The organism is Pyxidicoccus sp. M15, from assembly GCF_056858435.1.
In genome coordinates this window covers 4,213,846-4,234,650 of record NZ_CM166495.1, presented here as the reverse complement: position 1 = coordinate 4,234,650, position 20,805 = coordinate 4,213,846, and the positions used below count along the sequence as shown (strand labels likewise).

Annotated in this window: 16 protein-coding genes and 1 tRNA gene; 7 read left to right on the top strand and 10 right to left on the bottom strand. The window is 71.3% G+C overall.

Translation table 11 applies throughout. From position 1 onward, the window contains the following. Positions 1–215: 215 nt before the first annotated feature. Positions 216–2,447, top strand: coding sequence for a PKD domain-containing protein (locus ACX9TP_RS15960; RefSeq protein ID WP_482980583.1), 2,232 nt, complete (start codon positions 216–218; stop codon positions 2,445–2,447). Between the two features lie 59 nt (positions 2,448–2,506). On the opposite strand, the gene ACX9TP_RS15955 is transcribed toward ACX9TP_RS15960, so the two are convergent. The 7 genes from ACX9TP_RS15955 to ACX9TP_RS15925 form a co-directional block, all read right to left on the bottom strand. Beyond that, positions 2,507–3,790 (bottom strand): matrixin family metalloprotease, encoded by a 1,284-nt coding sequence (locus ACX9TP_RS15955; RefSeq protein ID WP_482980582.1) that lies wholly within the window; start codon positions 3,788–3,790, stop codon positions 2,507–2,509. A gap of 270 nt (positions 3,791–4,060) precedes the next feature. Beyond that, positions 4,061–4,142 (bottom strand) — tRNA-Leu (locus tag ACX9TP_RS15950). A gap of 86 nt (positions 4,143–4,228) precedes the next feature. Next, the gene (gene secG / locus ACX9TP_RS15945) at positions 4,229–4,681 is read right to left on the bottom strand and encodes a preprotein translocase subunit SecG (protein WP_482980581.1); all 453 of its coding nucleotides are present in this window, start codon (positions 4,679–4,681) and stop codon (positions 4,229–4,231) included. Positions 4,682–4,781: 100 nt separating this feature from the next. Then, entirely contained in the window at positions 4,782–5,555 is a 774-nt protein-coding gene (gene tpiA, locus ACX9TP_RS15940; protein WP_482980580.1) for a triose-phosphate isomerase, read from the bottom strand. A 48-nt stretch (positions 5,556–5,603) separates the two neighbouring features. Next, positions 5,604–6,791 (bottom strand): phosphoglycerate kinase, encoded by a 1,188-nt coding sequence (locus ACX9TP_RS15935; RefSeq protein ID WP_482980579.1) that lies wholly within the window; start codon positions 6,789–6,791, stop codon positions 5,604–5,606. A 40-nt stretch (positions 6,792–6,831) separates the two neighbouring features. Further along, on the bottom strand, positions 6,832–7,842 hold the full coding sequence (gene gap, locus ACX9TP_RS15930; RefSeq protein ID WP_482980578.1) for a type I glyceraldehyde-3-phosphate dehydrogenase: 1,011 nt from the start codon (positions 7,840–7,842) through the stop codon (positions 6,832–6,834). 100 nt (positions 7,843–7,942) lie between these two features. Continuing rightward, entirely contained in the window at positions 7,943–10,825 is a 2,883-nt protein-coding gene (locus ACX9TP_RS15925; protein WP_482980577.1) for a golvesin C-terminal-like domain-containing protein, read from the bottom strand. A 78-nt stretch (positions 10,826–10,903) separates the two neighbouring features. Between ACX9TP_RS15925 and ACX9TP_RS15920 the strand changes: the two genes are divergently transcribed. Further along, positions 10,904–11,599, top strand: a complete 696-nt coding sequence (locus ACX9TP_RS15920; protein ID WP_482980576.1) for a diacylglycerol kinase family protein — start codon at positions 10,904–10,906, stop codon at positions 11,597–11,599. A 93-nt stretch (positions 11,600–11,692) separates the two neighbouring features. On the opposite strand, the gene ACX9TP_RS15915 is transcribed toward ACX9TP_RS15920, so the two are convergent. Continuing rightward, a complete protein-coding gene (locus tag ACX9TP_RS15915) occupies positions 11,693–11,896 on the bottom strand; it encodes a hypothetical protein (protein ID WP_482980575.1) in 204 nt (67 codons plus the stop codon). A gap of 320 nt (positions 11,897–12,216) precedes the next feature. Here ACX9TP_RS15915 and ACX9TP_RS15910 point away from each other — a divergent pair, with 320 nt between their 5' ends. The 5 genes from ACX9TP_RS15910 (at position 12,217) to ACX9TP_RS15890 (ending at position 19,070) form a co-directional block, all read left to right on the top strand. Beyond that, positions 12,217–13,812 carry an NAD(P)/FAD-dependent oxidoreductase gene (locus ACX9TP_RS15910; RefSeq protein ID WP_482982180.1) on the top strand — a complete coding sequence of 532 codons (1,596 nt, stop codon included), beginning with the start codon at positions 12,217–12,219 and terminating at the stop codon, positions 13,810–13,812. A gap of 26 nt (positions 13,813–13,838) precedes the next feature. Continuing rightward, the gene (locus tag ACX9TP_RS15905) at positions 13,839–14,207 is read left to right on the top strand and encodes a hypothetical protein (RefSeq protein ID WP_482980574.1); all 369 of its coding nucleotides are present in this window, start codon (positions 13,839–13,841) and stop codon (positions 14,205–14,207) included. 151 nt (positions 14,208–14,358) lie between these two features. Continuing rightward, positions 14,359–15,498 (top strand): class I SAM-dependent rRNA methyltransferase, encoded by a 1,140-nt coding sequence (locus tag ACX9TP_RS15900; protein WP_482980573.1) that lies wholly within the window; start codon positions 14,359–14,361, stop codon positions 15,496–15,498. A gap of 49 nt (positions 15,499–15,547) precedes the next feature. Next, positions 15,548–17,077, top strand: coding sequence for a 3'-5' exoribonuclease YhaM family protein (locus tag ACX9TP_RS15895; RefSeq protein ID WP_482980572.1), 1,530 nt, complete (start codon positions 15,548–15,550; stop codon positions 17,075–17,077). 16 nt (positions 17,078–17,093) lie between these two features. Further along, positions 17,094–19,070: an HD domain-containing phosphohydrolase gene (locus ACX9TP_RS15890; RefSeq protein ID WP_482980571.1), complete on the top strand. Its 1,977-nt coding sequence runs from the start codon at positions 17,094–17,096 to the stop codon at positions 19,068–19,070. Here the strand turns inward: ACX9TP_RS15890 and ACX9TP_RS15885 are convergent. Next, positions 19,057–19,833, bottom strand: coding sequence for a TatD family hydrolase (locus ACX9TP_RS15885; RefSeq protein WP_482980570.1), 777 nt, complete (start codon positions 19,831–19,833; stop codon positions 19,057–19,059). The genes ACX9TP_RS15890 and ACX9TP_RS15885 overlap by 14 nt on opposite strands. Continuing rightward, complete coding sequence (locus ACX9TP_RS15880; protein WP_482980569.1) at positions 19,830–20,804, bottom strand: HEAT repeat domain-containing protein; 975 nt, start codon at positions 20,802–20,804, stop codon at positions 19,830–19,832. Before ACX9TP_RS15880 ends, ACX9TP_RS15885 begins: the two co-directional genes overlap by 4 nt. Between the last annotated feature and the right edge of the window lies 1 nt (position 20,805).

Genomic DNA, 20,805 nt, shown 5'->3' with positions numbered 1-20,805 from the left:
GAGCAGCCATTGAGCATTCAATGCCCCCCCAGAGAGCCGGGAGCCCGGCGAGTCATGCAGGAAATTCGTATAGGGTCCGCCGGCACCTCCCGTGCGGATTTCCGTGCATCGTTTTCCGCCTCACCGGCTCCCCATGTACGCGGGCAGTTCGTTCGAGCCCGTGCAGTGACTTCGAGGGCGCCCTCCGGGGCGGCCCGTTGCACAGGGGGCAAGTCATGAAGCAGTCCACACGCATCCACACCTATCTTCTCCTGACATTCCTGGGAGCTTCGTTCTTGAGTGCCTGCGGAGGGTCCGCGACTCCGACTCCCAATCCCACTCCAACGCCGCCTCCGAGCGAATGCACGGCGTCGCAGGCGGCTCCCATCGCCCAGGCGGGCGAGGGTCAGCTCGTCATTCCGGGCGCGCTGGTCTCGCTCGACGGTTCGGCGTCCACCGCCCAGGGCTACCGCTGGACGCTGTCCACGATTCCCAATGGCAGCCATGCGGCGCTGTCGGATGCCACCGTGAGCAAGCCCACGTTCACCGCGGACGTGCCGGGCCTCTACGTGGCCACGCTGGTCGTCTCGGACAGCTGCATGGGGAGCCTTCCGGACTCCGTCATCGTGTCGGCCGAGACGCCCGCTCCGCCCCCGCCGCCGGAGAACCTGCGGCCGGTGGCCCGTGCGGGTTCCTCGCGGGAGGTGTTGGTGGGCATGGCCGTGGAGCTCGACGGCAGCGCGAGCACCGACCCGGAGGGCCAGGCACTCGCCTATGCATGGACCGTCGTTTCCGCTCCGCACGGCAGCACGGCCACGCTCTCACAGGCGTCCGCCGCGAAGCCTTCCATCACCCCCGACCTGGGGGGCACCTACGTGCTCCGGCTGGTGGTCCGTGACGGAACGCATGAGTCCGAGCCGGCCTTCATCACGCTCTCCGGAAGGGACACCGCGCCCGTTGCGCGCCCGGGCGTGTCGCGCGCCGTGCTCAGCCGCAGGCCGGTGACCCTGGATGGCAGCGCGAGCTCGGCGTCGACGGGAGGGCCCCTCACCTTCACCTGGAGCCTCGTCTCGGTTCCCACGGGCAGCGCCGCCTCGTTCGAGGACGCCGCCGCCGTGAAGCCCTCCTTCACCCCGGACCTGGAGGGCGACTACGTGGTCGCGCTCGTCGTCAGCGACGGCGTGCGCCCCTCCGCGCCGACAACCGTCACCCTGGTTGCCCAGAACCGGGCGCCCGTGGCCGACGCCGGTGCCGACCGCAGCATCGTCGCGGGCTCGTCCGTGAGCGTGCAGGGACAGGGGCATGACGACAACGGTGACACCCTCACCTTCTCCTGGACCATCACCCGCCGGCCTGGCGGCAGCACCGCCACGCTGCAACAGGCCGACACCCAGAAGCCCACCCTCGCGCTGGACCGGGAAGGAAGCTACGAGCTGGCGCTCGTGGTGGACGACGGCCGGTCCGCGAGCCGTGCGGACACGGTGGTCATCACGGCCCAGGCGCCCTTCGTCAGCGGGCTCGGCCACCGCGTCACCGACGCCGAGTACAGCAAGGCGCTCGACCGGCTGGTGATGGTCTCCACCAACCCCAACGCGCTCTACCTCTACGACCCGGCGACGCAGACGGAGACCCCGGTCGCACTGCCCGCGGCGCCCACCTCCCTCAGCGTGGGACCGGATGGCCTCTTCGCGGCGGTGGGCCATGACTCGAGCATCTCCTACGTCGACCTCGCCACGCAGCAGGTGGTGAAGACGATGACGCTCACGACCGGGGACTTCGACGTCGTCCTCGCCGGGAATGGCTTCGCGTATGCCTTTCCGCGCTCGGACCCGTCATCCTGGGTGTCCATCCACTGCGTCGAGCTGGCGACCGGCGTGGAGACGCTGAGCAGCGGCGACTGGTCGATCTACGGCGGCGTCCGGGCGCGCCTGCATCCCAATGGGACGTCCATCTACGGCGCCAACAACTCCTGGTACGCCTACAGCAACATGGACAAGTACGACATCAGCCGGGGCACCGCCCGGGTGCTCTACAGCGCGCCCTACAACAGCGAACGGAGCGCGTGCGGGGAGCTCTGGTTCTCCGAGGACGGAGGCCGCATCTTCACGGCCTGCGGCAACACCTTCCGGGCCTCCGACGTCAAAGCCGAGGACATGACCTACTCGGGGACGCTCTCCGGAGCGGGGAGCATCCGCCACCTGACCCACTCCACCGCGGCCAGCCGCATCGCGCTGGTGCAGGCGAACACCTGGGAGCCTTCCGCGGGCAAGTCCGTGCGCCTCTACCTGCCCGACGCCCTCGGCTTCGAGCGGAGCATTGCGCTGCCCGCCTTCAAGGCCAACGGCACCGCCTACGACGCCTTCGGCCGCTTCGTCTTCTACTCCGCGGCGGGGGACAAGCTCATCGTGGTGGTGCAGGCCGACCCGAGCTCGGGACTGCTGAACGACTTCGGCATCGTCACGTTCTGACGGTGGGGGCCCCGCTCGCAGCGGATTCCGCGGGCGGGGCCCACGTCACGCCAGCCCGCTCAGTACGGATACAGCTCCGCCGCCGCCTGCGCATCGCAGGACGTCACGGCGGAACCGCACACGGTGGGGCTGGAATACATGATGGAGTTGCAGTCCCGGTGGTGGTTGAAACCGAGGCTGTGCCCGATCTCATGCACCGAGACGGACTTCGCGTGGTACGCGCCCCCGAAGTACGTGTTGTTCAGCTGGATGGTGCTCCGGGTCATGCAGCTGCCCGACCAGTTGTTGTGCGCGTACCCGTACCAGCCGTTGTAGCCATACGCAGCCGCGTAGACCATGACGTCGGAGGCACCGCTGGAGCGCCAGTAGAGATACAGGCTGTTCGAGACGTTCGTGTACATCCACGCCTCCATGGCTGTATCCACGGGCCAGCTCGGGCCCGTGAGGTCCGTGAAGGTGATATTCGCCGGCCGCCGGCACCACCGATAGCCAAAGGTGGGAAGCCCGCACCAGCTCTGGGCGGTCGGCCCCTGGGGCTCTTCCTTCATCACGGGCACCGGGCGCGACTCGGGGCTCACGTACGCAACAGTCCTGGCGCGGGCGGCGACGCGCTCGAGCAGCGCGCTGACCGGCTGGCCCACGTGCGCATCGAGCGCCGCGGCGTGATGCGATGAACTGGCGCCCTGGACGAGGCCGCCTTCCACGAGCACCCGCCCCCGCGGTCCGCCCGTCACGGCGAAGACGCCCGCCATGGAGCTCGCGGCCATCGGCTTCATGCCCCCTTGCGGCGTGAGGAAGAAGACCGACTGCTCGCCCACCTTCGGCAGCGGGTTGTCCGTCGGCGCGAGCGTGCATCCGTCGGCGAGCAGGCCGCCGGGGAACATGACCTCCACGGTGGCGCCCTGAGCGACGACGCCGCCCGAGGCCGTCTTCAGGTCCACCGAGGAGCGCGCGATGTCGCCCACCCTCACGGTGGCGATGGTCACCGGCAGGTCGTTGTAGAGGCCGGTCGCCTCACCGGAGGGCTGCCCCGGCACCTTGGACTGCGCGAAGGTGCGGACGACGTCGAAGCGCGTGGACTCCACCCGGCCGTTGATGATCAACGCGGAGTGGTCCGTCAGCTCATCGACGGAGTCCTCTTCGAGAATCCAGTCGACCATGAGCGCGTGGTCCGTCCCCTCCACATGCGCCTGCTTGGGCAGCGGCGTCCCGGGCACCCAGGCCTTCACCTCGTCGGCCACCGGCGCGAGCTCGACGGGCTCTTCGCCGGCGGTCTTCGCGCATCCCACCATGCCCAGCAGCGCCAGGGGCAGGGCCCAGGCACGCACGGGGTTCTTCGTCACGGTTGCGACTCCACAACGGGCAAAGCTCCAGCGAGTCCACTTCGACATGGGCTTGTTTCCTTTCAGGACACCGACCGCGGGAAACGCAGACCCGTGACGTCGCCTCGCGCCTCGACGCGCGTGACGGCACCGGAGACTTCGCGGGTTGCGGTTCTTCCCATTGGACGAGAGCCTGGGAATTTCGTCCCACGTGGACCGTGATGTCGGGGAGTGAGAGGCCGGAAACGAAAAAAGCCCCCGAGTCTTTCGACTCGGGGGCCTCTTCCGGAGTGCCCAAGGCGGGATTCGAACCCGCACACCTTGCGGCGCCAGCCCCTCAAGCTGGTGTGTCTACCAGTTCCACCACCTGGGCATTTGCTGCGCGCTCCATCTACCGAACCTCACCGACTCACGCAACGACAATCTCAACCGACGCGTGAGCCGGCTTCTTCCTGACAGCTACTGCGCCGGAGCCGGAGCAGGCGCAGGCGCGGGGGCAGGCGTCGCGCCCTGGGGCGCCGGAGCACCCTCGGCGGGAGGAGTCGCCGGCGTCTCGCCCCGCGGCTGCTCCACGCTGCCCGGAGCCGGAGGCGTCGTCGCCCCCGGAGCCGCGGCGCCACCCGGCGTGGCCGGAGCCGTCTGCGCCGGAGGCGTGGCGACCGAGCCACCAGCCGCCACCGAGGAGCGAAGCCCCACGAAGGACAGGCCGAGCGACGTGAAGAAGAAGAGCACGGCGGTGACGCCCGTGAGCTTGCTCAGGAACGTCACCGCGCCGCGGCCGCCGAAAGCGCTCGTGGCCGCGCCGCCGCCCAGTGCCGAGCCCATGCCCGCGTCCTTCCCGGGCTGCAGCAGAATGACGAAGATCATGAACACGCAAACGAGGACGTGCACGACCGTGACGAAAGCGAGCATGGCGATTCTTCCAGACGTTCCGTGAGAAGGAGGCGCACCCTACACAAACTGGCGAACGGGTGACAACTTCTTCCGCCCGCCAGAGCCCGGCAATGCCGATCTAACCGGCCGCCTTGACGATGGCCGCGAAGTCGCCCGCCTTCAGGCTGGCCCCGCCGACGAGCGCTCCGTCCACGTCCGGCTGCCCGAGCAATTCCGCCGCGTTGTCCGGCTTCACGCTGCCGCCGTACTGGATGCGCACCCGCCCGGCCGTCTCCCCGTCATACAGGCGTCCGAGCAGCCCGCGAATGGCCGCGTGGACCTCCTGCGCCTGCGCCGACGTGGCCGTGCGCCCCGTGCCGATGGCCCACACCGGCTCGTACGCCAGGACGAAGGTGCCCACGTCCTTCGCGTCGAAGCCGGAGAGCGCCCCGCGCACCTGGCGCTCCACCACCTCCAGCGTCTGGTTCGCCTCGCGCTCGGCCAGCGTCTCGCCCACGCAGATGATGGGCGTCATGCCCGCCGCCCGCACCGCGCGGGCCCGCTTGTTCACCAGCTCGTCCGTCTCGCCGAAGAACTGCCGGCGCTCCGAGTGCCCCACGATGACGTAGGCGCACCCGAGCTCCGCCAGCATCGGCGCGGACACCTCGCCGGTGAAGGCGCCGGAGGACTCCCAGTGGCAGTTCTGCGCCGCCAGCTGCAGCGGCGCACCCTCCAGCGCCACGTGGAGCGGCTGCAGCGCCACGAAGGGCGGCGCCAGCACCACCTCCACCGCGTCACCCAGCGGAGCCACCATGCTCCGCAGCTCGCGCACGAGGCCCAGCGCCTCGGGCACCGTCTTGTTCATCTTCCAGTTGCCGGCGACGATCTTCCGACGACGAACCGAGGCAGCCATGTGTCCCCCCAGGGGTGTGGAATGCGGGTTGCGTTGCGGGCGCGCAGCCTACCGCGTTTCCAGCGCCTTGATACCCGGCAATTCACGCCCCTCCAGGAACTCCAGGGAGGCGCCGCCGCCGGTGGACACGTGGCTCATCTTGTCCGCGAAGCCCATCTGCTCCACCGCGGCCGCGCTGTCGCCGCCGCCGATGACGGTGGTGGCCTGGGTGTTGATGGCCATGGCGGCGGCCACCGAGCGGGTGCCCTCGGCGAACTTGTTCACCTCGAACAGCCCCATGGGCCCGTTCCACACCACGGTGCGCGCGTCACGGATGTGCTGGGCGTACATGGCGCGCGTCTTGGGACCGATGTCCAGGCCCATCATGTCCACGGGAATGGCGTTGTCCGGCGTCTCCTTCGCGACGCTGTTCTCCGTGAGCTCGGTGCCGACGATGTGGTCCACCGGGAGCACCAGCGGCACCTTCAGCCGCTGCGCCGCCTCCAGCATGCGCGTGGCCAGCGACAGCTTGTCGCCTTCCACGCGGGACTTGCCCACCTCCACGCCCTGCGCCTTGAGGAACGTGTAGGCCATGGCGCCGCCGATGAGCAGCGCGTCCACCTTGGGCAGCAGGCTCTCGATGACCTTGATCTTGTCGCTCACCTTCGAGCCGCCCAGGATGGCCACGAAGGGCTTCTCCGGGTTCTTGAGCACCTTGCCCAGGTACTCGATTTCCTTGCGCATCAGGAAGCCGGCGGCCTTCTCCTTCACGAAGGGCACCATGCCCGCGGTGGAGGCGTGGGCGCGGTGCGCGGTGCCGAAGGCGTCGTTGATGTAGACGTCGGCGTTGGCGGCCAGCTCGCGGGCGAAGGCCTCGTCGTTGGCCTCCTCCTCCTTGTGGAAGCGCAGGTTCTCCAGGAGGACCACCTGGCCCTCCTTGAGCTCCTTCACCTGCTTCTTCACGCCGTCGCCGACGCAGTCGTCCGTGAGGATGACCTCGTGCTTGCCGCCGAGCAGCTCGGCCAGCCGCACGGCGACTGGCTCGAGCGACAGCTTGGGGTCCGGGCCCTTGGGCCGGCCGAGGTGGGAGGCCAGGATGACCTTCCCGCCCATCTCCAGCGCGCGCCGGATGGTGGGCAGCGCCTCGCGGATGCGGGTGTCGTCCGTCACGCGCCGGCCCTCCAGCGGGACGTTGAAGTCCACACGGATGAAGACGCGCTTCCCGGTCAGCTGCAGGTCGTCGATGTAGCGGATCATCTCGGTCCTTCCCTCTCGGTGCCCTTCAACGCCCCTGGAACTAGACGCCCTTGGAGACGAGGAACTTCGCCGTGTCCACCATGCGGTTGGAGAAGCCCCACTCGTTGTCGTACCAGGCCATGACCTTGAGCATGTTGTCGCCCACCACGAAGCAGTTGGTGGAGTCGAAGATGGCCGAGTGCGGGTTGCCGTTGTAGTCCACGGACACCGTCGGCTCGTCGCTGAACTGGAGGATGCCCTTGAGCGCCCCGTCCGCGGCCTTGCGGTACGCCTCGATGACGGCCTCGGCGGTGACGGGCTTCTGGGTGTTCACCGTCAGGTCCACCAGGGACACGTTCGGGGTGGGCACGCGCACGGAGATGCCGTGCATCTTCCCCTTGAGCTGCGGAATCACCTCGCCAATGGCCTTCGCGGCGCCGGTGCTGGAGGGAATCATGGACAGCGCGGCGGCGCGGGCGCGGCGCATGTCGTCATGGGTGAGGTCCAGGATGCGCTGGTCGTTGGTGTAGCTGTGGACCGTGGTCATCAGGCCCTTCTCGATGCCGAAGTTGTCCACCAGCACCTTGGCGATGGGCGCCAGGCAGTTGGTGGTGCACGAGGCGTTCGAGATGACGTGGTGCTTGGCCGGGTCGTACTCGTTGTGGTTGATGCCGTAGGCGATGGTGATGTCCGGGCCCTTGGCCGGGGCGGAGATGATGACCTTCTTCGCGCCCGCCTTCAGGTGCTTCTCCGCGCCCTCGCGCGCGGTGAAGCGGCCGGTGCACTCGAGCACCACGTCCACGTTCATGGACTTCCAGGGCAGCACCGTCGGGTCCTTCTCGGCGGTGACGGCAATCTCCTTGCCGTCCACCACGATGCCCTTCTCGGTGGCCTTCACGGAGCCCGGCCAGGTGCGGTGCACGGAGTCGTACTTGAACAGGTGGGCCAGCGCCGCCGGCTTGTCGAGGTCGTTGATGGCGACAATCTCGAGGTCCTCCTTGCGGCTGAGGGCAGCGCGAAGGATGCAGCGACCGATGCGACCGAAGCCATTGATGGCGATGCGGGTAGCCATGTTCGAGTCTCCTTGCAGGGCGCGGGCGCGAGTGCCCACGCGTGTCGTCACTTCACGTCGAATTCGAGGGCGCCGACCGTAGGCATCCGCACCCTCCGAGTCAACGCTTCGCGTCGCCCTTGCGACGGTGCGCACGCCGAAGCTGAACAATCACCCCGAGCAACAGGCCGATACCGGAGCCCGTTCCCCCTCCAGCCCCACAGCCGCAACCCGCGTCTCCGAGTGGATAGAACTGCGGCAGCTCCTCCAGCACGACGGGCCGGGGCGGCGGCGGAGGGGGAGGCGGCGGGGGCGGATGCGGGTCCACCCCCCGCGCGGCCACGCAGGCGGTGAGCAGGCCGGGGCCCGCGGCGCCAGGGTCCTCGGCGGGCGGAGGAGGCAGCTGCGCGAGCACTCCGACATGCAGCAGGAATGCGGAGAGCAGCTGCGCGCGCCGCACCGGACTGACGATGCCCTCGAAGGGAACCCCCAGCAGCAGCACCTGCCCGCCCGGCGTGGAGGACACGCCCGCCACCCGGTCCGTCCCCAGGTAGCGCAGCACCGCCGCGCCCCCGGAGGCGGGGACGAGCACGTCCGTCACGCCCACCGGGAAGGCCCCGTGCGTCCCGTCATCCAGGAGCCCCGCGGGCAGGCCCGACAGCCAGCCGCCCGCCAGCCCCTCCACCGCGAGCGGCACCGGCCCGGTGCCCGGCGTCGCGCGGAGGATGTCCGCGAGGAAGGCCTGGTCCTCCGCGCCCCCCACGGCGAGCGCGGACGCCACCTGGCTGCCGGACAACATCAGACTTCCCCCGCCGGTGACGAAGGCGCGCAGCGCGTCCTGCTCCTGGCGCGTGGGCCGCGCCCCGTCCCCGCCGCCCCGGCCGGTGAACCAGTCCACCACCGGATACGGGGCCGCCAGCGAGACGAGCCCCTCCTTCAGCGCCGCGCTCGTGGCGCTGTCGAAGGCCGTGCTGGCATGCGCCAGCGCGTCGCCGTGATGGCGCACGTAGGAGCCGTCGTTCATCGCCTCCACCAGCACGCGCACCGGGGCCTGCAAGTCGTAGGCGTCCAGCGCCTCGGCACAGGCCAGCGACGCGTCCAGCCGCTCGAAGGCGTTGACGAGCAGCACGGGCGCCTGGTCCCCGACCGGCGTGCGCACGCCGACGGTGGCGGACGGGAAGCCCTCCCCGCCCGCGCTCACCGCCGCCACGCGGAAGTAGCGCACGGTGCCCGGCGCCAGCGTGGTGGAGAAGGAGGTGCCCGTCACCTCGGTGCCCTCGTCCCAGCCGAGGCCGTCCGCGCTCTGGTAGACGCGGTAGCCCGTGGGCGCGTCGAGGCCCTCCTCGTCCGGGTTGGCGGCGGGCGCCGCCCAGCGCACCTCCACCGCGCCCGCCGCGCCGTTGCGCGCGGCGATGGCACCGGGGACTTCCGGCGGCAGATGCACCGGCCTGCCGTCCCTGGCGGCGAAGTACTTGATGAGGCCCTGGAGGATGGCGCGCGCCGCCACGCGGCGGAAGGCCGGCTCCTTCAGCCGGTTCGAGTCGGTGATGTTGTCGTGGTACGCCATCTCCAGCAGCACGGACGGCATCTCCGGGTTGTGCGTGGGGTTGACCTCGCCCAGGTTGGCCGAGCGCAGGCTGCGCACCCGCCAGTTGGGGTCCACCTCGCGCTTGAGGTCCCTCCCGAGCTCATCCAGCAGCGCGCGGGCCATGACGTCGCTGCCGGCCACGCCGGTGAAGTTGAGCGTGCCGTCCACCGGATTGGGCCCGTACACGTAGGCCTCCGTGCCCGTCACGGTGCCGCTGGTGCCGGCGTTGGTGTGCCAGGCCACGTACACCGCGTCCTCGCCCTCCTCGTGCAGCCAGGCGGCGAAGCGCGGGCGCGCGGTGACGTCCGCGTTGCGCTCGTTGGCCAGCGCGTTGGCCCCGGTGGGCGCGTACACGGTGGCCGGCGCGCCGCTGAACTGCACGTGGTAGCGCGCGGACTCCTCGTAGCGGGGCCTGTCCAGGGCGGCCAGCGCGGCGTCGCCGATGAGGCCGCGGCCCCCGCCGAAGCGCACCGCGTCCAGCGACACCGTGCCGCCCTCCGCCGTGTCGTTCATCGCCACCACCGACGCGGCCTCCGGGTGCCGGCCCGCCTTGAAGTAGAAGCGGCCGAGCAGCACCCACGTGCCGCCGTGGCGCCGCTGGTTGACGCGGAAGTGGCTCTCTCCACCCGCGTGCCGCACCACGTAGTGCGCGTCCGTCGCCCGCGCCGGGTCCGAGCCGTAGGAGACATAGACGTGGTAGTTGCCGTCCGCCGGGACTTCCGGTGCCCACGTCGCGCTCGCGGTGGCGGTGCGCGCGGTGGCCATGACGCGCGTGGTGCCCAGCGTGAAGGGCTCCACCGCGTTGCCCATGGGCAAGGGCGGCGTGCCCCACCCCTTCTGCGTGGAGTCCTGGAAGAGGGCCGCCTCCCCCGTCTCGGTGTAGCCCTCCTGCCCCGCGTCGAGGAGGGCCATGCGCGCGTTGAGGTCCGGCTCGCGCACCGGCACCACCGTGGCCCCCGCCCCCGTCAGCATGGGCAGCAGGTACTGGTTGACGACCTCGGCGGAGATGAGGTCCTCCACCACCGCCCAGGTGTTGGGCCGCTGCGTGGCCCACCTGCCCAGCGGGGCGCTCCGGGTGAAGCCGTGGCCGGGGCTCAGGTACACCACCTTCCCGGACAGCGCCCCGCCGCGCACGCGCGTCTGCGGCACACCGGAGAGCGCCGAGCGCACCGCCCCACCCCGCTCCTCACGCCGCACCACCGGCGGCTCCGCCGCGGACCACCGCCGTGACTCGTGGGCCCGGGGGCCGGGCGCAGGGAGGTACTCCACGCCGGGCGGCTCCAGGCCGCAGGCCCCCTCGTCGAGGTGCGCGTCGGGAGCCGGGGCTTCGGCCCGGGCCAGGGGGGACACCAACAGCAGGGCCAGGGCGGCGCACCCCACGCGCGCCCCGTAACGGTAGTAGGAAGCGGATTTCACGGGGTCAGACCATACCCCTTCAACCCCGAGCGGTAACCGGACCCGTGGGTGCTAGGGTGCCCGGCCCTTCAACCTCCGATGAACGTTCCTGTCCGGCCACCTTCCGCCTTCCCTCCCCGCCGGGGCTCGGGGCTGTTCGCCTCGTTCGGCCACGCGTGGGCGGGGCTCATCCACACCGTCGTCCACCAGCGCAACATGCGCGGGCACCTGATTTCAGGGGTGCTGGTGGGCCTGGTGGGCAGCGGCATCCCCCTGGGGCTCGCGGAGAAGGTGACGCTCATCTTCTGCGTGCTCCTCATCTTCTTCGCGGAAATCCTCAACAGCGCCCTGGAGCACCTGGTGGACCTGGCCGTCCAGCAGTTCGACGAGAAGGCCCGCCTCACGAAGGACGCGGCCGCCGCCGGCGTGCTGGTGCTGGCGCTGGGCACGGTGGTCATCTTCGCCGCCATCCTCGTGCACAACTGGGAGACGGTCCGCACCAGCACCGACGCGATTGCACGTCAGGTGAAGCTCGGGCTGCCCCTCACCGCGTGCGTCATCGTCCTGGTGCTCCCCCACCGCCGCCCCGTCGCGGTGGACGTGGGCGCCTTCGTGGGCGCCTTCGTGCTGCTGGGACTGCTGGCGCTGGGGACGGCCAGCATGGTCTTCAGCGCGCTGACGGGAGGACTGATTGTCGTGGCCGGCGCGGCCGCGTACCAGCGGAGGCGGGAGCAGCGCTCCACCGCCTCCGTGAGGACTGATTCGCCGGTCAGCGGGAACAAAAAAACCGGCTGACGCCGGTTCCGTACTGCCTCCGCGCGGGCGGGAGCCCCGAATCCAGTCCGGAGCCCGCGCGCCCGCGGGGTCGATGGTGCGAAGACTAGGGGCTCAGGCGCGCTGGCGCCACTCGGAGCCCTGCTCCTGTGTTGCCTGGACGGCAACGGACTTGTCGCCTTCCTTGAGGTCCGCGGTCACCAAGTCGAGCAGCTCCGTGGCGATGCCGATGACCTGGTGCGGCGTGTAGCCGCTCGCGCGCAGTTGATTGAAGAAGGTGCGCGCCAGGATACGGGTGCCCTTTTGGTCGGTGCTCACAGTGATTGCCTCCGGGAAGCGGCGAGAAAGAGGGGTCGCCGCATAAGCATGCGGCCTCAACACTTCAACCCCCGTGCCAGACGTTCTCTTCCAAACGGATTCCCCAGCGTTTCCCAGGGGTTGAAAGATTCCGGCGCCCGGCATGGCCTCCCGGAGGGTGCGAAGACTGTTACGCACCTGTCGTGGGCACGGGGGGATGGCGTGGGGGGGTGCATCAGCGGGTTCGCACCCGCGAGGCCTCCGCAGGCTCCGTGGTTTCAAGTGCTTGCAATCTTTCATGGGTGCGGAGAGATACGCGCCCCCACCAGGAGCGAATGGCAATGGCGTATCGGGTGAACAACATCGGGCTGTGGCTGGACGAGCCGGAGGAGCTGCTCGGTCAGCGCGCCGCGGAGAAGCTCGGAGTCACCCGCTCCGACCTCGCCTCCGTGCGCGTGGTGCGCTCGGTGCTGGACGCGCGCAAGAAGGGCAGTCCCCGCTACATCTACACCCTGGAGGTGGAGCTGGCCCCGGGCCGCAAGCCCGCCCGCCTGCCCCCGGACGTGGGCGAGGCGCCGCCGCCGCCGGACGTCCTGCCCCCGGTGAAGGCGCCGGAGCGCTGGCCCATCATCATCGGCACCGGGCCCGCGGGGCTGTTCGCCGCCCTGGGCCTGCTGGAGCGCGGGGTGCGCAGCATCCTGCTGGAGCGCGGCCGCGAGGTGGTGACGCGCCGCAAGGACGTGGCGAAGCTGATGCGCGACGGCTCCCTGGACCCGGAGAGCAACATGAACTTCGGCGAGGGCGGCGCCGGCGCCTACACGGACGGCAAGCTGTCCACGCGCATCAACCACCCCATGGTCCGCAAGGTGATTGAAGCCTTCGCGAAGTACGGCGCGCCGGACCACATCCTCATCGAGGGCAAGCCGCACATCGGCTCGGACCTGCTGCCGGGCGCGGTGGCGAAGCTGCGCGACGAGCTCATCGCGGGCGGGTGCCAGGTGCACTTCGAGCACCGGGTGGAGGACCTGCTGTACCGCGACGGGCGCGTGGCGGGCGTGAAGCTGTCCGACGGGCGCACCCTGGAGAGCGACCGCGTCGTCCTCGCCCCGGGAAACTCCGCGCGTGAATTGTACGAGCGCTTCGCCGCCGACGGCCGGGTGAGCGTGGAGGCCAAGCCCTTCGCGCTCGGCTTCCGCGCCGAGCACCCGCAGGCCCTCATCAACAGCATCCAGTACGGCAGCGCCGCGAAGAATCCCAAGCTGCCCCCGGCCGACTACAAGCTGGCGGAGAACCTGGACGTGGACGGCGAGGTGCGCGGCGTCTACTCGTTCTGCATGTGCCCCGGCGGAATCGTGGTGCCCACGCCGACGCAGGACGGCCTGCAGTGCACCAACGGCATGAGCAACTCGCGCCGCAACGCGAAGTACGCCAACGCTGGCATCGTCGTCTCCGTGTCGGTGGCGGACTTCGAGCGCGAGGGCTTCCGCGGGCCGCTGGCGGGCCTGGAGTTCCAGCGCCACTGGGAGTCCAAGGCGTATGAGCTGGGCGGAGGGCGCTTCTACGCGCCGGCCCAGACGATTCCGGACTACCTGGCGGGCCGCGTGAAGAAGGACCCGGGCGGCACCAGCTACCGGCCGGGCCTGGCGCACACGGACCTGAACCGCCTCTTCCCGGAGCGGCTCACCGAGTCCATCAAGCAGGCGCTGCGCACCTTCGAGCGGAAGATGCGCGGCTTCATCAGCGAGGAGGGCAAGCTCATCGGCATCGAGAGCCGGACCTCGTCGCCCGTGCGAATCACGCGCGGGGAGGACCTGCAGTCGGTGTCGCTCAAGGGGCTCTATCCGGCGGGCGAGGGGTGCGGCTACGCGGGCGGCATCGTATCGTCCGCCATTGATGGTCTGCGCGTCGCTGAGCAGATTGCCACCGAGCTGTCCTAGGACGGGCGGCCCGGGAGGAGGACCCCATGCGCTACGTGGTACGCACGCCGGACGGTGAGCTGGTCTACCCCAGCCTTCTCGACGTCGAGCAGGCCTACCTCCAGGGGCTGGTGGACCCGGAGGACGAGGTGCGCGAGGAGGACTCCTCCAAGTGGCGCAAGGCAGGCAGCCTCCCGACGCTCGTCCAGGCGCGCCGCGCGTCGAACGGGGCCGCCCAGCGGGGGCAGGCGCTGCTGGTGGCGGGCGTGGTGCTGCTGGGCGGGCTGGCCCTGTCGCTGCTGTTCCGCGACAGCTGGAACCTGCGCCTCTTCGGCATCGTCCTCGCCCTGATGGCCAGCTTCCTGCTCACCCGGGTGACGTTCAAGGCGTTCAAGCGCCCGTCGTCCGGAGCCTGATTCGGGCCCGGTTCGCTCCCTCCCCTGCCTGCCCTGCCGCGCGGCGTCCCGGCGCTCGCCGCAAGCTGGCGACCGACGGCCCATGTTCTCCCCTGGGAGGACGCCCGCGGGCACCGGAGCCCGCGGGGAACCGCGAGAGGGAGGACACACCTTGCTCAGCACCTATCTGTCCCGGGACGCCGCGCGCCGGCTCCGCCACGGTGCCCCCTGGCTTCGCCGGGAGGACATCGTCTCGATGGAGGGAACACCCCAGCCCGGGGAGCCCGTACAGCTCCGGGACGAGGATGGCTCGGTGCTGGGCCTGGGGGACGTGGACCTGGAGTCCTCGTTCGCGGTGCGGCGGCTGGGCCAGCCGGACGAGGCCGTGGAGGGGCTCATCCCCCGCCACCTCCGCCACGCCTTCGAGCGGCGCGGCCGGCTGGTGGACGACCCGCGCTTCTGCCGCGTCGTCAACGATGACGGGGACGGGCTGCCCGGCCTCATCGTGGACCGGTACGACACCCACTTCGTGGTGCAGACCTTCACCCGCGCCATGGACGCGCGGCTGACGGAAATCACCCGCGCGCTGGTGGAGGTGACGGGCGCGGGCTCGGTGCTGCTGCGCAACGACTCGCCCCGGCGCAAGGCGCTGGGCCTTCCCACGCAGCGGGCCCACGTCCTCTACGGCACCCCGCCCCGCTGGTGCCGGCTCCTGGAGATGGGCGCGCGCTTCACCGTGGACCTCACCTACGGGCTGGGCACGGGCTACCACTATGACCAGCGCGAGCTGCGCCGCTTCGTGGCGCGCATGGCCAACGGCGGCCGGGTGCTGGACGCGTGCTGCAACGTGGGCGGGCTCTTCGTCCATGCCGGCCTGCACGGGGCGCGGCAGATTCTCGCCTTCGACAAGAGCGCGGACGCGGCGGACCTGGCCCGGGAGAACGCCGAGGCCAACGGCCTGCTGGGCCGGGCCACGGTGGACACGGGCCAGCCCCTGCAGGTGCTCAGGGCCCTGCGGGACACCTTCGACCTGGTCCTCCTGGACACGCCCGGGGTGGCCTCCGAGGAGGAGTTCCTGGAGCAGCTGCGCTACGCCCTGCGGCGCACCCGGCACGGGGGGAAGCTGCTGGTGGCCGGCTACCACCCGCCGCTGGCCCTGGGGGGCTTCGACGAGCTGGTGGCCACCGCCTGCGAGGCGGAGGCCCGCATCGGCACCCGGCTGGTCCGCCTGGGCCTGCCCCCGGACCACCCCACGCTGGTCGGCTCCCCCGGGTCCGACTACCTCGACGCCCTCGCCCTGGAAGTCAGCTGACGCGAGTTCCCCTGGAAGTCCCTTCCTGGTGTTAGTGTCCGCCGCCGAAATGACCAACGAAAACACGCCCGAGACCGCCACCCCCACCGCGGAGGGTTCCGTGGAGACCGTCCGCAAGGTGTACGCGGCGGACCTGCGCGAGAAGGACCGCGTCAACACCGTCTTCCGCGTCACGAAGAAGGAGAAGGTGACCGCGCGCAGTGGCAAGGTGTTCCTCGCCCTCACCCTCGTCGACAAGAGCGGCGAGGTGGACGCCCGCATCTTCGACAAGGTCGACGCCCTGGAGCCCGTGTTCCAGTCCGGCGACTTCGTGCTGGTGCAGGGAAGCGTCATCAGCTTCCACGGCCGCACCCAAGTCGTCGCGGAGGCGGTGGAGCGCCTGGACCCGGAGCCGCTGGACCCCAAGGAGTTCGAGCCCCCGCCGGCCCCGCCTCCCGAGGCGAAGCCCGCCGCCGAGGCCAAGGCTCCCGAGGCCCGTGAGCCGCGCGCCGAGAAGGCCGACCGGGGCGAGGCCCGCGCCGAGCCGAAGGAAGGCAAGGGCCACGAGGGCGCCCGGGACGGCTCGGGGGGCGCGCGCGCCGCCGGCCTCATCCGGGAGATGGTGTCCGAGCGGGTGAATGACCCGCACGTGAAGCAGCTGCTGCTGGCCTTCCTGGACGACCCGCAGATTGCCGCGGGCCTGCCGATTGCGCCCGCGGGCAAGGCCATGCACCACGCGTGGCGCGGCGGGCTGGCCGAGCACCTGCTGTCGGTGATGCGGCTGACGCTGCGGGTGGCGGACCACTACCCCATGGCGGACCGCGACCTGCTGCTGGCCGGCGCGCTGCTGCACGACGTGATGAAGGTGGCGGAAATCTCGCCCGAGAAGGGCTACGACTACACCGACGAGGGGAAGCTCGTCGGCCATCTGGTGATGACGGCGCAGAAGATTCGCGAGAAGACGCTGGCCATCCCCGGCTTCCCGCCGCTCCTGGAGCAGCACCTCACGCACCTGGTCCTCTCCCACCACGGCCAGCTCGAGTACGGCAGCCCCAAGCTGCCGATGACGCTGGAAGCGCACATCGTCCACGCGCTGGACTCGCTGGACTCGCGCATCGCCTCGTGGCTGGAGGCCATGCAGAAGGACCCCAACGACAAGTGGACGGACGTGCTGCGCCACTACGACCGGCAGCTGTGGAAGGCCCCCGCGCCGACCTCACGGGGCCGCGCCCCGGTGGAGGGCGGTGGTGGCCGCCGCAAGTCGCGCGAGGAGAAGCGCAAGGCCCGGGGCGACAGGCCGCGTGAGCAGGGCGGCGACAAGCCCCAGGCCAGCGCGCCCACCGAGGGTGCCGCCCCGGCCGAGGCGGGTGCGCAGCCCCAGCAGCCCCAGCAGCGCCCGCCGCGCCGCGAGCGTCCGCCCCGCGAGGAGCGCGCGCGTGAGGAGCGTCCCCCCCGCGAGGAGCGCCCGCCGCGGCCTCCGCGCGAGGAGCGTCCGCCTCGCGACGCCAACTCCCTGCCCCGCGAGCTGACCTTCAAGCCCTTCAGCGCGCTGACGTCCGTGGCCCCGGCCAAGGACGGCGAGGGTTCCTCGGAGAGCTGAGGGAGCGCTAAGGCCCATGGCGAAGAAGTTGGGAGAGCGCCTCATCGAGGCCGGCCTCGTCAACGCGGGAGCCGTGGAGCAGGCCCTGGAGCACCAGAAGATCACCGGCCACAAGCTGGGGGACTGTCTGGTGGAGCTGGGGCTGCTCCAGGAAGCGGGCCTGCTGCGCTTCCTCGCCGCCGAGTTCCAGACGCGCTTCGTCACCGCGGACAAGCTGGCCAAGGCCCGCATCGCCACCGAGGTGCTCGACAGGCTCCCCGTGCGCCTCGCCGAGGCGCAGAACGTGCTGCCGCTGGCGGTGGACCCGGAGCGCAAGCTGCTCTCCGTGGTCGCCGCCGAGCCGCAGAACAAGGCGCTGATGGACGAGATTGCGCTCGTCACCGGCATGTCCGAGGTCTACGCGTACGTGGGCCTGCGCAGCGCCATCGCCGCGGCCATCCGCAAGCACTACTACGGCGACCCCACCGCCTTCACCGCGCTGCTGGAGGCTCCGGGCGCGTACGCCAGCGCTCCGGCCGCCCCCTCCCGCACGGGGGCCGCGGAGCACAGCCGCACCACCACCTCGGCCCGCAGCACCATGACGGGGCTGAGCAGCCTCCATGGCCGCATGGAGACGGACCCACGCCTGCGCGTGCACCGGCCCAGCGGCGCCACCCCGTCCGCCCGCCCCTCCACCCAGCGGCGCGAGCCGGGCGGGCCCCGCGGCATCGTCAGCGACGCGGACTACGTGGAGACGCTGGGCATCCTCGTGGGCCTCCTGGAGCAGGACCGGCAGCGCCACCGCGGCCACTCCGCGCAGCTGGCGCGCCAGGCGGGCATCGTCGGCCAGCGCATGGGCATGCCGCACAAGGAGCTGGCGGCGCTGTCCATCGCCGCGTACCTCCACGACCTGGGCAAGCCGTCCGAGCGCCACTTCTCCCTGGCCAGCAACGCCGTCAACGCCGACTGGAAGGCCCAGGCGAAGCAGGCGTGCCGCGCGCCCACCAAGCTGTTCGAGACGGTGCACCTGCCCACGCAGACGAACACCATCCTCGCGCAGCTCTATGAGGCGTGGGACGGCTCGGGCACCCCGCAGGGCGCCAAGGGAGAAGACATCACCCTGGGCGCGCGCATCCTCGCCGCGGTGGACAGCTTCCTGGAGCTGACGAAGAACCCGGGCAACGCGCACGGCAAGGCCTTCACCAAGGAGCAGGCGCTGGAGCACCTGCGGAAGAACGCGGGCGTGCTCTATGACCCGGTGGTGGCGGACATCGTCATCCAGCTGCAGAGCGGCGAGCTGCTGCGCCACCGGCTGGAGAGCGATGGCCGGCAGGTGCTCATCGTGGAGCCGGACGAGACGGCGCGCGGCGAGCTGCTGGAGGCGGTGCTGAAGCAGGGGCTGGTGGCCCACGCGCTGTCCACGGTGGAGGGCGCGCAGGACGGCCTGTCCCGGCAGGACTGCGACGTGCTGGTGGTGAGCCTGCGGCTGGGCCAGCAGGAGGTGCTGGACCTGCTCCAGCAGGCGCGCTCGACGCCGGAGACGGCGGGGCTGCCCATCGCCGTGGTGGGTGAGCCGGACGCGGCCACGCGCGAGCGGCTGGTGATGGCCGGCGCCTCGGCGGTGCTGGCCCCCGGTGAGCGGGGCGTGGTCGCCAAGGCGGTGGGCACCCTCCTGGAGGACCGGGTGCTGCACAACGGCCCGGGCCGCGTGGTGCGGGGCAGCTTCGACGAGATGCCGCCGAAGGAGCTGCTGCGCACGCTCGCCGGAGGCTTCAAGAACGGGCGGCTGAACCTGCGCCAGCACACGCTGGAGGGCTACCTCCACCTGGAGCGCGGCCGCGTCGTCTTCGCCTCCTTCGGAGGCATCTCCGGCGAGCCCGCCCTGCAGGCGCTGCTGAAGCTGAAGCAGGCGGACTTCCAGTACGACCCGGACGCGCTGCTGCTGGACGTGCCGCAGATGGACCAGGACCTGCAAGACCTGCTGGCCCTGGCCGGCGCCGTCAGCCCAGGCTGAGCCCGAAGAGGGCGGAGGCGTTGGCGGTGGTGGTGGCCGCCACCTCCTCCAGCGTCACGCCCTTCAGCTCCGCCACCTTGCGCGCCGTCTCCACCACGTGCGCGGGCTGGTTCTTCCGCCCGCGGTGGGGCACCGGCGCGAGGTACGGGCTGTCCGTCTCCACCATCAGCCTGTCCAGCGGCGCGAAGCGCACCGCGTCCTGCAGCGCCTGCGCGTTCTTGTAGGTGACGACGCCGGACAGGGAGAGGAAGAAGCCCAGGTCCAGGTAGCGCCGGGCGGCGGCCGTGTCCCCGGTGAAGCAGTGGATGACGCCGCGGGACAGCCCCACCTCGCGCAGCACTCCCTCGCAGTCGTCGTGGGCGTCGCGCACGTGCACCACCAGCGGCTTGGCCAGCTGGCGGGCCAGGGCGCACTGGCGCCGGAAGACGGTGGCCTGCACCTCCCGGGGCGAGTGGTCGTAGTAGTAGTCCAGGCCCGCCTCCCCCACCGCGCGCACCTCCGGCCGAGCACACGTCGCCTCCAGCGTGGCGAAGTCCGCCTCGGTGGCGCGCGCGGCCTCGTGGGGGTGGATGCCCAGCGTGGGCGACAGGAAGTCCGGGTGTGCGGCGGCCAGCTCCAGCGCGTTGCCCCAGTCGCCCGGCCCCTGGAACTGGCCCACCACAATCGCGTGGACGAGCCCGGCGGCGCGGGCCCCGTCGAGGATGGCGGCCACGTCCGGGTAGTCCTTCACCTCGAGGTGGCAATGGGCGTCGACGAGTCTCATGTCTCCTCCAGCAGCAGCTCTTCCAGCTCCGTGCGCGCCTCGGGTGAGGTGAAGGTGGGGATGGAGGCGCGCACCCGCTCGCGCCCCTCCGGCAGGCCCAGCCGCCAGAGCGCGTCCGCGGCGTCCAGGCGGAAGTCCTCCGCGGCGTCCCGCTCGTCCAGCAGCGCGAGCAGCCAGGGCAGCGCCCGCGCGTCGCCCAGCCGTCCCAGCCCACGCGCCGCGGCCCCGCGACACTCGTCCTTGGCGTCTTCGAGGATTTCCTTCAGCCGCTCCAGCGCTCCGGGCGCCTTCACCGCGCCGCACAGCTCCACGGCCAGCGCGCGGTCCGTGCTCCACTTCTTCCGGGTCCGCTGCAGGAGGTACGTGGCCCCCTCCGGGTCTCCCAGCTGCGCGAGCACCCCCGCGGCCTGCGTCTTGTCGAAGGCGGGTAGCAGCCAGCGACGGAACAGCCGCTTCACCGCGGGCAGGGCGCGCGGGTCCTCCAGCTCGCCAATGGCGCCCAGGGCGCGGAAGCGCAGCAGGTCCGCGTCCAGCGCCTCGATGAGGATGTCCAGGCCGGCGGGATGCCTGAGGGCCGCGATGCCACGCGCGGCCTCGAAGCGGACCTCGGGCATGGGGTCCTCCAGCATGCTCGCCAGCGCCCCGCGCAGCTCCTGCCGCGTCAGGTCCGCGAGCCGGCCGGTGGCCTCCAGGCGCACCATCCACTCGTCGTCGCGCAGCCGGGAGATGAGCGTGCCCGACTGCTCCTCCGGGGGCAGCACCACGGCGGCCAGCCCCACCCCCGAGCGGCGCACCTCCGGCTGCGAGTCCGCCAGCAGCCGGGGGAGCACGTCGGTGAAGTCGGGCGCGCGCGCCGGGGACTCGAGGGCCAGGTGGTAGAGCTGGTCCGCGGCCTCGGCCCGGAGCGCCGGGCGCTTCTCGCGCTCCAGCGTCAGCAGGGCGCGGTCGCGCTCGGCGCGCCAGTCCGTCACG